This is a genomic window from Salinimicrobium oceani (assembly GCF_012037645.1).
In genome coordinates this window covers 84572-96621 of sequence record NZ_JAAVJR010000009.1, presented here as the reverse complement: position 1 = coordinate 96621, position 12050 = coordinate 84572, and the positions used below count along the sequence as shown (strand labels likewise).

The 12050-nt window shown below is 39.6% G+C and carries 21 protein-coding genes; all 21 read right to left on the bottom strand.

Features of this window, described 5'->3' with window-relative positions; genetic code table 11:
- Positions 1-181: 181 nt before the first annotated feature.
- The 21 genes from eno to rpsQ all read right to left on the bottom strand — a co-directional run bounded on the left by eno (position 182) and on the right by rpsQ (position 12042).
- Positions 182-1474, bottom strand: a complete 1293-nt coding sequence (eno, locus tag HC175_RS13740) for a phosphopyruvate hydratase (protein WP_168139066.1) — start codon at positions 1472-1474, stop codon at positions 182-184.
- A 157-nt stretch (positions 1475-1631) separates the two neighbouring features.
- Positions 1632-2747 (bottom strand): glutamine-hydrolyzing carbamoyl-phosphate synthase small subunit, encoded by a 1116-nt coding sequence (carA, locus tag HC175_RS13735; protein WP_168139065.1) that lies wholly within the window; start codon positions 2745-2747, stop codon positions 1632-1634.
- Positions 2748-2926: 179 nt separating this feature from the next.
- Positions 2927-3421 carry a 50S ribosomal protein L17 gene (gene rplQ / locus HC175_RS13730; protein WP_168139064.1) on the bottom strand — a complete coding sequence of 165 codons (495 nt, stop codon included), beginning with the start codon at positions 3419-3421 and terminating at the stop codon, positions 2927-2929.
- 93 nt (positions 3422-3514) lie between these two features.
- Positions 3515-4507, bottom strand: a complete 993-nt coding sequence (locus tag HC175_RS13725; protein ID WP_168139063.1) for a DNA-directed RNA polymerase subunit alpha — start codon at positions 4505-4507, stop codon at positions 3515-3517.
- Positions 4508-4527: 20 nt separating this feature from the next.
- On the bottom strand, positions 4528-5133 hold the full coding sequence (rpsD, locus tag HC175_RS13720) for a 30S ribosomal protein S4 (RefSeq protein ID WP_168139062.1): 606 nt from the start codon (positions 5131-5133) through the stop codon (positions 4528-4530).
- Between the two features lie 89 nt (positions 5134-5222).
- On the bottom strand, positions 5223-5612 hold the full coding sequence (rpsK, locus tag HC175_RS13715) for a 30S ribosomal protein S11 (RefSeq protein WP_029037149.1): 390 nt from the start codon (positions 5610-5612) through the stop codon (positions 5223-5225).
- An 8-nt stretch (positions 5613-5620) separates the two neighbouring features.
- Positions 5621-5995: a 30S ribosomal protein S13 gene (rpsM, locus tag HC175_RS13710; protein ID WP_168139061.1), complete on the bottom strand. Its 375-nt coding sequence runs from the start codon at positions 5993-5995 to the stop codon at positions 5621-5623.
- Positions 5996-5997: 2 nt separating this feature from the next.
- Positions 5998-6114, bottom strand: a complete 117-nt coding sequence (ykgO, locus tag HC175_RS13705; RefSeq protein ID WP_037325435.1) for a type B 50S ribosomal protein L36 — start codon at positions 6112-6114, stop codon at positions 5998-6000.
- 5 nt (positions 6115-6119) lie between these two features.
- The gene (infA, locus tag HC175_RS13700) at positions 6120-6335 is read right to left on the bottom strand and encodes a translation initiation factor IF-1 (protein ID WP_006988529.1); all 216 of its coding nucleotides are present in this window, start codon (positions 6333-6335) and stop codon (positions 6120-6122) included.
- On the bottom strand, positions 6335-7672 hold the full coding sequence (gene secY, locus HC175_RS13695; RefSeq protein WP_168139060.1) for a preprotein translocase subunit SecY: 1338 nt from the start codon (positions 7670-7672) through the stop codon (positions 6335-6337). The genes infA and secY overlap by 1 nt, the downstream gene beginning before the upstream one ends.
- 10 nt (positions 7673-7682) lie before the next feature.
- Entirely contained in the window at positions 7683-8135 is a 453-nt protein-coding gene (gene rplO / locus HC175_RS13690; RefSeq protein WP_168139059.1) for a 50S ribosomal protein L15, read from the bottom strand.
- A 9-nt stretch (positions 8136-8144) separates the two neighbouring features.
- Positions 8145-8327, bottom strand: coding sequence for a 50S ribosomal protein L30 (gene rpmD / locus HC175_RS13685; RefSeq protein ID WP_029037145.1), 183 nt, complete (start codon positions 8325-8327; stop codon positions 8145-8147).
- 12 nt (positions 8328-8339) lie between these two features.
- Positions 8340-8864, bottom strand: coding sequence for a 30S ribosomal protein S5 (gene rpsE / locus HC175_RS13680; RefSeq protein ID WP_168139058.1), 525 nt, complete (start codon positions 8862-8864; stop codon positions 8340-8342).
- Between the two features lie 6 nt (positions 8865-8870).
- Complete coding sequence (rplR, locus tag HC175_RS13675) at positions 8871-9230, bottom strand: 50S ribosomal protein L18 (protein WP_168139057.1); 360 nt, start codon at positions 9228-9230, stop codon at positions 8871-8873.
- A gap of 11 nt (positions 9231-9241) precedes the next feature.
- Entirely contained in the window at positions 9242-9784 is a 543-nt protein-coding gene (gene rplF / locus HC175_RS13670) for a 50S ribosomal protein L6 (RefSeq protein WP_168139056.1), read from the bottom strand.
- Between the two features lie 19 nt (positions 9785-9803).
- Positions 9804-10202, bottom strand: a complete 399-nt coding sequence (gene rpsH / locus HC175_RS13665; protein WP_097056540.1) for a 30S ribosomal protein S8 — start codon at positions 10200-10202, stop codon at positions 9804-9806.
- A 61-nt stretch (positions 10203-10263) separates the two neighbouring features.
- Positions 10264-10533, bottom strand: coding sequence for a 30S ribosomal protein S14 (rpsN, locus tag HC175_RS13660; protein ID WP_168139055.1), 270 nt, complete (start codon positions 10531-10533; stop codon positions 10264-10266).
- Positions 10534-10535: 2 nt separating this feature from the next.
- Entirely contained in the window at positions 10536-11087 is a 552-nt protein-coding gene (gene rplE / locus HC175_RS13655; protein ID WP_168139054.1) for a 50S ribosomal protein L5, read from the bottom strand.
- Between the two features lie 2 nt (positions 11088-11089).
- Entirely contained in the window at positions 11090-11401 is a 312-nt protein-coding gene (gene rplX, locus HC175_RS13650; protein WP_168139053.1) for a 50S ribosomal protein L24, read from the bottom strand.
- A gap of 12 nt (positions 11402-11413) precedes the next feature.
- Complete coding sequence (rplN, locus tag HC175_RS13645) at positions 11414-11782, bottom strand: 50S ribosomal protein L14 (RefSeq protein WP_029037137.1); 369 nt, start codon at positions 11780-11782, stop codon at positions 11414-11416.
- 2 nt (positions 11783-11784) lie between these two features.
- On the bottom strand, positions 11785-12042 hold the full coding sequence (gene rpsQ / locus HC175_RS13640; RefSeq protein WP_097056536.1) for a 30S ribosomal protein S17: 258 nt from the start codon (positions 12040-12042) through the stop codon (positions 11785-11787).
- Positions 12043-12050 lie beyond the last annotated feature (8 nt).

The following is a 12050-nucleotide window of genomic DNA, read 5'->3' as shown; positions in this document are numbered from 1 at the left end:
TACCTGGGATACTACTGCCAATTTAAAGCCTAAGTTGTAATCCTTCTGTGTCCGTTTAACTGCTTTGTTTGTTGATGATTTCATAAATAAGTCGATTTGTTGTCAACTTATTTCAGGACGGGTCAATGTTAAAAAAAAAAGCCTTTCCACATGGAAAGGCTTTTTTAAAAAGCAGTTTTTTCTATCTCTTTATCTTGAAAGCTTTTTCCTGAGGAAAATAAGCCACGCTCCCAAGTTCTTCTTCTATACGCAGCAACTGGTTGTACTTAGCCATACGATCACTTCTCGACGCAGAACCAGTTTTGATCTGTCCTGTATTTAAAGCTACCGCTAGATCGGCGATTGTATTGTCTTCAGTTTCTCCGGAACGATGTGACATTACTGAAGTATAACCAGCGTTGTGGGCCATATTTACAGCCGAAATTGTTTCGGTCAAAGTCCCAATCTGGTTCACCTTTATCAAAATTGAATTGGCGATGTTATTCTCTATCCCTTTAGAAAGTCTTTCCACATTGGTAACAAAAAGATCATCTCCTACCAGCTGAACTTTATCTCCAACTTTCTCAGTTAGTGCTTTCCAACCATCCCAGTCATTCTCATCCATTCCGTCCTCTATAGAAATAATAGGATAATTTGCAGCAAGCTCAGCAAGATATTGTGCCTGCTCTTCACTGTTTCTGATTTTTCCTGATTCTCCTTCGAACTTCGTATAGTCATACTTCCCGTTCACGTAGAATTCGGCAGCAGCACAATCCAGTGCGATCATTACTTCCTCCCCAGGCTTGTACCCTGCATTCTTTATAGATTTCAGAATTGTATCAAGGGCATCTTCAGTTCCATCAAGGGTCGGTGCAAATCCACCTTCGTCTCCAACAGCGGTACTAAGTCCCCTGTCATGCAACACTTTTTTCAAATGATGAAAAATTTCTGTTCCCATTTTTAAAGCTTCAGAAAAATCTTTTGCTTTAACCGGCATTACCATGAATTCCTGAAATGCTATAGGAGCGTCGCTATGAGAACCTCCGTTAATTATGTTCATCATAGGAACAGGAAGTGTATTTGCACTTACTCCTCCTACGTACCTGTATAACGGCATATTGAGTTCATTTGCTGCCGCCTTTGCAACTGCAAGCGAAACACCCAGAATGGCGTTGGCTCCTAATTTTGATTTATTTGGAGTACCGTCAAGTTCGATCATGGCTTGATCAATGATGTTCTGATCGAATACCGAATAGCCCAACAGCTCTTCAGCAATGATCTCATTTACATTTTTAACTGCCTTAGAAACCCCTTTTCCCATGTAATCCTTTCCACCATCGCGAAGCTCTACGGCTTCGTGTTCTCCTGTAGAAGCACCAGATGGTACTGCAGCTCTGCCAATAATTCCATTTTCAGTTTCCACATCAACTTCTACTGTTGGATTTCCTCTGGAATCGAAGATTTGACGCGCGTGTATGTTAATTATAATACTCATGCTTATAGTTTTATTTAATTATCTTATTCTGTCCCTGCAAGGTACGAATTCTTCAAAAGAATAGTAAAAACAGGCAACGCTACTTCAAAGAAGTTCAGAGAATTTTATTAACGAGAACGTTATAGACAAAAAAAACCCGCTGTTGCGGGTTTGGATTTTATTTATTCTTCTCTGAAATCATATTGTGAATGAATTCATCAAAAAGATAATGGGCATCATTAGGTCCCGGGCTAGCCTCGGGATGATATTGAACGGAGAAACAATTCTTGTTCTTCATCCTTATTCCCGCAACAGTTTGATCATTAAGATGGGTATGTGTCACGACAACTTCCTCATTCGCCTCAGTTTCTTCTTTACTCACAGAAAATCCGTGATTTTGAGATGTGATCTCACCCTTTCCGGTTTCCAGGTTAAGAATTGGATGATTAATTCCTCTGTGACCGTGATGCATCTTATAGGTTGAAATCCCATTCGCCAGGGCAATGACCTGATGGCCAAGGCAAATTCCAAAAAGAGGTTTATTCTCCTCAATAATATCTTTAGCTACCCGGATCGCTCCTGAAAGGGGCTGCGGATCTCCTGGTCCATTAGACAATAGATAACCGTGTGGTTCCCAAGATTTCATCTCAGCATAGGAGGTGTTAAACGGAAAGACCTTACAATACACATCTCTTTTTGAAAGATGCTTTAAAATGCTCTTTTTGACACCTATGTCAAGGACGGCTACTCTCAAACTAGCCGATTCATCTCCGAAGAAATAAGGTTCTTTAGTCGAGACCTTGGATGCCAGTTCAAGACCGTTCATATCTGGAACTTCGGCCAATTCCTTTTTCAAGGCCTCCATATCCTCAAACTGAGTAGTGATCACGGCATTCATAGCGCCATTTTCCCTAATATAAGTAACCAGCGCACGGGTATCTATATCTGAAATGGCAAAAAGCCTGCTGCGATCTAAAAATTCCTCCAGCGTCTCATCTGCAGATGGTCGGGACTGATAGTAGCTGAAGTTTTTACATACCAAACCTGAGATCTGCGCAGTTTCGGCTTCCTTCTCATTTTCATTGGCACCATAATTCCCAATATGTGCATTGGTGGTTACCATGATCTGGCCAAAGTAGGAAGGATCTGTAAAAATTTCCTGGTAACCGGTCATTCCCGTATTAAAACAGACCTCTCCAAAGGCCTTCCCCTCTTTTCCTCCGACAGCTTTTCCGTGGAAAATAGTTCCGTCTTCTAATAATAGTATAGCTTTTCTTCTGGTCTGGTATTTCATAAGCGTGTGCTAATTTCTTTAAACAAAATTATCATTTTCAATTGATAGTTCAGCGTAGTAATATCTCTTTCAAAAATTTACTCTAAAAACATCATTTTTGAGACCCTATTGTTTGGGTATAAAAAAAGGATAAGCTTCTCGGCTTATCCTTTTTTAAAATTAAGAAGAAAAAAACATCCCTATTCTTCGTTACCTTCATTTTTTTTATCCTCTGAAGTTGCTTCAGGTTTAGCCTGAGCAGTATCGGCAGCTTTCTTACTTCTACCGGCACGACGTGTGGATTTCTTTTTCTCTGGCTTATTGACATTATAGATCTCGTTGTAATCAACAAGCTCGATAAGTGCCATATCTGCGTTATCTCCTAACCTGTTTCCAAGTTTAATAATTCGAGTATAACCTCCTGGACGGTCACCCACTTTAGGAGCTATTTCGCGGAATAATTCAGAAATTGCTTCTTTATCGCGAAGTTTAGAAAAAACAAGTCTTCTGTTATGAGTTGTATCTTCTTTAGATTTTGTTACCAGAGGTTCTACAAATTGCTTTAAAGCTTTCGCCTTTGCAACAGTAGTATTGATTCTTTTATGCTCAATTAGGGAACAAGCCATATTTGCCAACATCGCTTTACGATGAGCAGTTTGTCTACCTAAGTGGTTTATTTTTTTTCCGTGTCTCATGACATTTTTTGTTTCATCATCTTGCTACAACCCATTTTGAGGAGCAAACTATGACGGTTATTGTGTTATGATAACGACCTCGCGGTTGTGCGACTAGTCTTTATCTAATTTATATTTTGAAAGATCCATTCCGAAATTCAACCCTTTGTTGTTTACCAACTCTTCGAGTTCAGTAAGGGATTTCTTTCCGAAGTTACGGAACTTCATAAGGTCGTTCTTGTTATATGAAACCAAGTCCCCAAGGGTATCCACTTCAGCAGCTTTAAGACAGTTTAATGCCCTTACTGAAAGATCCATATCAACTAATTTGGTCTTTAATAACTGACGCATATGAAGTGATTCTTCATCATAAGTTTCAGTCTGTGCAATTTCATCGGCCTCCAAAGTAATGCGTTCATCAGAGAACAGCATAAAGTGGTGGATCAAAGTCTTGGCAGCTTCAGTCAAGGCTTCCTTAGGATGGATTGAACCGTCTGTAGAGATCTCGAAAACGAGTTTTTCGTAATCGGTTTTTTGCTCAACCCTGTAGTTTTCAATACTATACTTTACGTTCTTCACAGGAGTGTAGATCGAATCGGTATAGATGGTACCTAAAGGCGCATTCGCTTTTTTGTTCTCTTCAGCAGGAACGTATCCTCTACCCTTTTCTACAGTAACTTCCATATTAAGGTTTACCTTCTTATCCATGTTACAGATAACAAGATCTGGATTAAGGATCTGGAAACCAGAAATGAATTTTTGGAAATGCCCTGCAGTTAATTGCTCTTGACCAGAAACAGAAATTGTAACGGCTTCATTGTCTATTTCATCAATTTGCCTCTTAAACCTGATCTGTTTCAGATTCAGAATTATTTCGGTTACGTCTTCTACTACCCCGGGGATAGTTGAGAATTCGTGGTCTACGCCTTCGATACGTACCGAAGTAATAGCGAACCCTTCAAGTGAAGATAAAAGTACTCTCCTTAGAGCGTTACCAACAGTCAATCCATAACCGGGTTCCAAAGGGCGAAATTCAAATTTCCCTTCGAAATCGGTTGAATCAATCATTATAACTTTATCGGGCTTCTGAAAATTTAATATTGCCATATTACGACTTCTGTGAATTATTATTTCGAATATAATTCGACGATGAATTGTTCATTTATATTTTCGGGAATTTGTACTCTTCCCGGTACAGAAACATATGTTCCCTGCTTGGTCTCATTATTGAATGTGATCCATTCGTACACACTTCCTGAATTAGATAATGAATCCTGGATGGCGCTTAAGGATTTAGATTTCTCTCTTACTCCTACAACATCACCTGCCTGTAGCTGGTAAGAAGGAATGTTCACTAACTCTCCATTAACAGTAATGTGTCTGTGAGAAACTAGCTGTCTTGCAGCGCGTCTTGACGGAGCAATTCCCATTCTGTAAACTACGTTATCTAAACGAGATTCACACAATTGCAAAAGCACTTCCCCGGTAATACCCTGGGCACGAGTTGCTCTTTCAAACATGTTTCTGAATTGACGCTCAAGGATACCATAAGTATACTTAGCTTTTTGCTTTTCCATTAACTGGATTGCATATTCAGATTTCTTTCCACGACGACGGTTGTTACCGTGTTGTCCTGGAGGATAATTTCTTTTCTCGAAAGATTTGTCATCTCCGAAAATAGCTTCCCCGAATTTACGGGCGATTTTAGTCTTTGGACCAGTATATCTTGCCATTGAAAAATTGATTATAAAGCAAGCGATCGTGGAATTAAGGTCACTGTCCTTCGCAGATCTCTTTGCTTACTTTTTGTTATACTTATTAATTAAACTCTACGTCTTTTTGGAGGACGACATCCGTTGTGTGGAAGTGGAGTAACATCGATAATCTCAGTTACTTCAATTCCTGCATTGTGAAGGGAACGAATCGCAGATTCTCTACCGTTTCCTGGTCCTTTCACATATACTTTCACCTTGCGAAGCCCAGCTTCGTGAGCTACTTTAGATGCGTCTTCTGCAGCTAACTGAGCTGCGTAAGGAGTGTTTTTCTTAGATCCTCTAAAGCCCATTTTACCGGCAGAAGACCAGGAAATTACATCTCCTTTTTTATTGGTCAACGAAATGATAATGTTGTTGAAAGAAGCAGTAACATGTGCTTCTCCAATAGACTCAACATTTACTTTACGCTTCTTTTGAGTTGCTTTTGCTTTTGCCATCCTACTTATTATTTAGTTGCTTTCTTCTTGTTTGCAACTGTTTTTCTTCTTCCTTTTCTTGTTCTGGAGTTGTTCTTAGTCCTTTGTCCTCTTAACGGTAGTCCCGCTCTGTGACGAATTCCTCTGTAACTTCCAATATCCATTAAGCGCTTAATGCTCAATTGAATTTCTGAACGTAATTCTCCTTCGATCTTAAAGGATCCAACGGCCTCACGAATTCTTCCGATTTCGTCATCGTTCCAATCAGAAACTTTTTTTCCTTCTTCAACGTTGGCCTCTTTAAGAATTTCCTGAGCTCTGCTCTTTCCAATTCCGAAGATATAGGTCAATGCTATAACGCCTCGCTTTTGTTTTGGTATATCAACACCTGCAATTCTAGCCATAACTACCCTTGTCTTTGTTTAAATTTTGGATTCTTTTTGTTAATCACGTACAGTCTGCCTTTTCTTCGCACAATTTTGCACTCGGCACTTCTTTTTTTAATTGATGCTCTAACTTTCATAGTTATTAGTATCTGTAAGTTATTCGAGCCTTTGATAAATCATACGGGCTCATTTCTAATTTAACTTTGTCTCCAGGCAATAACTTAATATAATGCATACGCATCTTACCCGAGATATGTGCGGTCACAACATGACCATTCTCTAATTCCACCCGAAACATAGCATTTGACAATGCTTCAATGATCGTTCCGTCTTGTTCTATTGCCGATTGTTTTGCCATTACGCTACTGCTTTTCTGTTTTTACCGGTTTTCATAAGACCATCATAGTGTCTGTTCAACAGGTATGAATTAACCTGCTGCATGGTATCGATTGCAACTCCAACCATAATTAACAATGATGTTCCTCCAAAGAACAAAGCCCATCCGGCCTGTACCCCTAAAAGGGAAACGATAATAGCAGGGAACACTGCGATAAGCGCTAAGAAAACAGAACCTGGTAGGGTGATTTGTGACATGATCCTATCCAAAAATTCAGCAGTTTCGGTACCTGGACGAATTCCCGGTATAAACCCACCACTACGTTTAAGATCATCTGCCATTTTATTTGTAGGTACTGTAATCGCGGTGTAAAAGTACGTAAATATTATGATTAACAACGCGAACACCAAATTGTACCAAAAGCCGAATATATCACTAAAAGCTGCAGTTACGCCTTGCGCAGTTTCCGACTGTGAAAGTCCAGCAACCGCTGCGGGAATAAACATGATCGCCTGAGCGAAAATAATAGGCATAACCCCTGAAGCATTTAATTTCAATGGAATGTATTGTCTAGAACCAAATACGTTCTTCTCATAACCACCAGTTGCAGTTCTTCGCGCATACTGTACCGGGATTTGCCGAACAGCCATCACCAACATAACACTAGCCAAAATGATTGCGAACCAGATTACAAGTTCGATTAGAATCATGATAAGACCACCATTAGATTCGAATACCCTGGAAGCGAATTCCTGAATAAAAGCCTGAGGTAGGGTCGCAATAATTCCAACCATAATAAGCAAAGAGATACCGTTACCTATACCTTTATCTGTGATCTTCTCACCGAGCCACATTGCAAAAATGGTTCCCGTTGTAAGGATAATTACAGAAGACGCCACAAAGGTCACAGTACTTCCCAAAAGGAATGCACTTGACGGAAGGGTGGCAAAAAGGTTATAGATATAACCTGGTCCCTGCACCAAAGTGATGGCAATAGTAAGCCATCTTGTAATTTGATTGATCCTTCTACGCCCACTCTCTCCTTCTTTCTGAAGTTTCTGAAGATAAGGAACCGCAATTCCCATCAATTGAACTACAATAGAGGCAGAGATATAAGGCATGATCCCTAAGGCAAATACAGAAGCATTAGAAAATGCACCTCCCGTAAAAGCGTTTAGCAAGCCTAAAAGACCACCGTCTGTTTGTGTGGCTAAGTTCGCTAATTGAGACGCATCAATCCCAGGTAGCACAACCTGTGCTCCAAAACGATACACCAACAACAAACCGAGGGTCACTAAAATTCTATTTTTTAGCTCCTCGATTTTCCAGATATTCTTTAATGTATTGATGAATTTCATTGTTTATCTATTATAAAGTAACAGCTTCACCACCAGCAGCTTCAATAGCCTGCTTTGCTGAGGCAGTAAATTTATGAACAGATATTTTCAACTTTGCCTTTAATTCTCCTCTACCTAATATCTTAACCAATTCGTTCTTTCCGGCCAAACCATTTTCCACAAGAACATTCATGTCCACTGTATCTGTGATTTTCCCATCATCTACTAGCCCCTGTAGTGTATCAAGATTAATTCCCTGATACTCTTTGCGGTTGATGTTGGTAAATCCAAATTTTGGAACTCTTCTCTGAAGTGGCATCTGCCCACCTTCAAATCCTATTTTTCTGGAATAACCTGAACGTGATTTGGCACCTTTATGACCACGAGTAGCAGTACCGCCCTTTCCTGATCCTTCACCGCGTCCAACACGCTTATTGTTACTTTGAACCGAACCTTTTGCAGGTTTTAAGTTACTTAAATCCATGTGAGTTTCTTATTTTGTCTCCTCAACGGAAACCAAGTGATTTACTTTATTTACCATACCAAGGATGTTTGGCGTATTTTCATGCTCCACAACCTGCCCTAGTTTTCTAAGACCCAGTGCTTCCAAAGTACGTTTCTGGTTTTGAGTGCGCTTAATAGCACTTTTTACCTGTGTAACTTTTATTTTTCCCATTATTCCTTGTTATTATCCTTTAAAAACTTTTTCAAGCGAAATACCACGTTGTTTAGCTACAGTTTCTGCACTTCTCAATTGAAGTAAGGCATCAAAAGTTGCTTTCACCACGTTATGAGGATTTGAAGATCCCTGGTTCTTTGAAAGTACGTCATGCACTCCAACAGATTCCAGTACTGCACGAATGGCACCACCAGCAATTACTCCCGTACCGGCAGCTGCAGGCAATAGCATTACTCTTGCACCACCATATTTTCCTTTTTGCTCATGCGGCAGAGTACCCTTGTTAAGAGGGATACGCACCAGGTTCTTCTTTGCGTCTTCTACTGCTTTAGAAATAGCATCGGCTACTTCTTTTGATTTTCCTAACCCGTGGCCTACAACACCATTTTCGTCACCTACAACTACAATTGCAGAAAAACCAAAAGCTCTACCACCTTTTGTAACTTTAGTAACACGTTGTACACCCACCAAACGATCCTTTAATTCAAGTCCGCCCGGCTTTACAAGTTCTACGTTTTTATAATCCTGATACATATCTTTTTAGAATTTTAGTCCTCCTTCGCGAGCACCTTCTGCTAATGATTTTACTCTTCCGTGGTACAGGTAACCTCCTCTATCAAAAGAAATGGTTTCTATCCCGGCCTTTAAAGCTTTTTCAGCAATAGCCTTTCCAACTAATGCTGCCTGCTCTACTTTGTTTCCTGTAGTTGCAGATGCAACTTCTTTATCTCTGGAAGAAGCAGATACTATGGTCTTTCCATCCTCGTCATTAACGATCTGAGCATAAATTTCTTTATTACTTCTAAAAATCGATAGTCTTGGACGGCTTTGAGTACCGTTAATATCTCTTCTGATCCTCTTCCTGATCTTGTTTCTTCTATCTTGTTTTGACACTGCCATAATCTTACTTATTAAGCTGATTTACCTGCTTTTCTTCTTAATTGCTCTCCTTTGAACTTAATACCTTTACCTTTATAAGGTTCTGGTGCACGGAAAGATCGAATCTTCGCAGCTACCTGCCCTACCAGTTGCTTGTCATGTGAAGTTAGTTTCACTACAGGGTTCTTACCTTTGTCTGAAATGGTTTCCACCTTTACTTCGGGGGCCAAATCTAATACAATGTTATGAGAGTACCCAACAGCCAGATCCAATTTTTGTCCCTGGTTCGTTGCTCTGTATCCCACACCAACTAATTCAAGCTCATGAGTAAATCCATTGGACACTCCTTCGATCATGTTACTGATCAAAGCACGATAAAGACCGTGTTTTGCTTTAAATTCTTTTTTATCTGAAGGGCGCTCCAAAGTGATCACTCCATCTTCGATTTTAACGTCGATATCTCTGATCTCCTGAGTAAGCTCTCCTAATTTTCCTTTTGCCGTAACAACTCCGTCTTTAATGTCTACTGTAACACCTTGTGGAATTGTGATTGGACTTTTACCTATTCTTGACATTTCGTTTCGTCTTTAAATATTAGTAAACGTAGCACAATACTTCACCACCAACTTTTTCCTGCTGTGCCTGCTTTCCGGTCATCACACCATGAGAAGTAGAAACAATAGCAATTCCAAGGCCGTTAAGGATACGTGGAAGTTCATTGGCACCAGCATATTTACGTAAACCAGGTTTACTTATGCGCTGAATTTTCTTGATAACAGGCTCTTTGGTTACCTTATCATATTTTAGTGCAATTTTGATGCTCCCCTGAGCGGTAGAATCATCAAACTTGTAACTAAGGATATAACCTTGATCAAATAAGATCTTGGTGATCTCCTTCTTAAGATTAGAAGCCGGAATTTCAACCACCCTGTGATTGGCAGCAACAGCATTTCTAATTCTCGTCAAATAATCTGCAATAGGATCTGTGTTCATCTATTTCAATTTGCGGAAGTGGTTTTCTTTAATTAAAAGAACCTTCAACCAATTTATATTTCTACCAACTAGCTTTTCTAACTCCAGGTATCAAACCATTGTTAGCCATTTCTCTGAAAGTAACACGGGAAATCCCGAATTGTCTCATATACCCTCTAGGTCTTCCGGTAAGCTTGCAGCGATTGTGCAAACGAACTGGAGAGGCATTTTTTGGCAGTTTTTGTAGCGCTTCGTAATCACCAGCTTCTTTCAAAGCTTTGCGTTTCTCAGCATACTTATCTACCATCTTTTGTCTCTTTACCTCACGGGCTTTCATTGATTCTTTAGCCATAATTAATTCTTTTTAAAAGGTAACCCTAGTTCAGTTAACAATGATTTCGCTTCTTTATCGGTGTTTGCACTGGTAACAAAGGTAATATCCATACCATTGATACGGTTCACTTTGTCGATATCGATCTCTGGAAAAATAATCTGTTCGGTCACTCCCAGGTTGTAATTTCCTCTTCCGTCGAAACCAGTAGCATTAATACCGTTAAAATCACGAACACGTGGAAGTGCAGAAGTGATCAAACGATCAAGAAATTCATACATTCTTTCTCCACGCAAAGTAACTTTAGCACCAATAGGCATTCCTTTACGAAGTTTAAATGAAGCAACATCCTTTTTAGATATGGTCGCAACAGCCTTTTGACCTGTGATAGCAGTTAATTCGTCTACCGCATGGTCAATAAGTTTCTTATCTGCAACAGCTGCTCCAACTCCGCGGCTCACAACTATCTTCTGTAGTTTTGGAACCTCCATTACATTGGAGTAACTGAATTCTTCTGTAAGAGCAGAGATTACTCTCTCCTTATACTCTTGTTTAAGTCTTGGTACGTACGCCATAACTATATTACTTCATTGGATTTTTTGGAAAACCTAACTTTCTTATCATTCTCTGTTCTATATCCAACCCTGGTAGTATCACCATTTTTGTCAATTAAAGAAAGATTGGAAATATGAATAGGTGCTTCCTTCTTCTTAATTCCGCCTTGGGGGTTTGATGCACTTGGCTTCTCATGCTTGGAAACCATATTTACACCTTCCACAATGGCTTTATTCTTTTCCAAAAATACTTGCTGTACTTTACCTTCCTGACCTTTATGATCACCAGCGGTAACACGAACAGTATCTCCAGTTTTTATTTTAAGCTTTTTCATCTTATTTCTGTATTAAAGCACTTCTGGCGCCAATGATACAATCTTCATGAATTGCTTATCACGAAGTTCACGTGCTACAGGTCCAAATACACGAGTTCCTCTCATCTCCCCTGCAGGGTTTAAAAGAACACATGCATTATCATCAAAACGAATATAAGATCCGTCTGGTCTGCGCACTTCTTTCTTGGTACGAACAACAACTGCTGTTGAAACTGCACCCTTCTTCACGTTTCCATTAGGTGTAGCTTCTTTTACGCTGACAACGATCTTGTCTCCAACAGAAGCGTATCTTCTATTTGTACCGCCCAATACACGAATCACTAAAACTTCTTTAGCCCCGGTATTGTCTGCAACTCTTAATCTAGACTCTTGTTGTACCATAATTACTTCGCTCTTTCAATTATTTCTACTAATCTCCAGCATTTAGATTTACTCATAGGACGTGTTTCCATGATCCTTACAGTATCTCCAATGTTGCAGTCGTTTGTTTCGTCGTGTGCCACGTACTTTTTCGTTTTCAAAACGAATTTACCATACATGGGGTGCTTTACCTTTTTTGTTTCTGAAACCACAATAGATTTCATCATCTTATTGCTGGTAACAACACCTATACGTTCTTTTCTTAAGTTTCTTTTTTCCATTTTCAGCA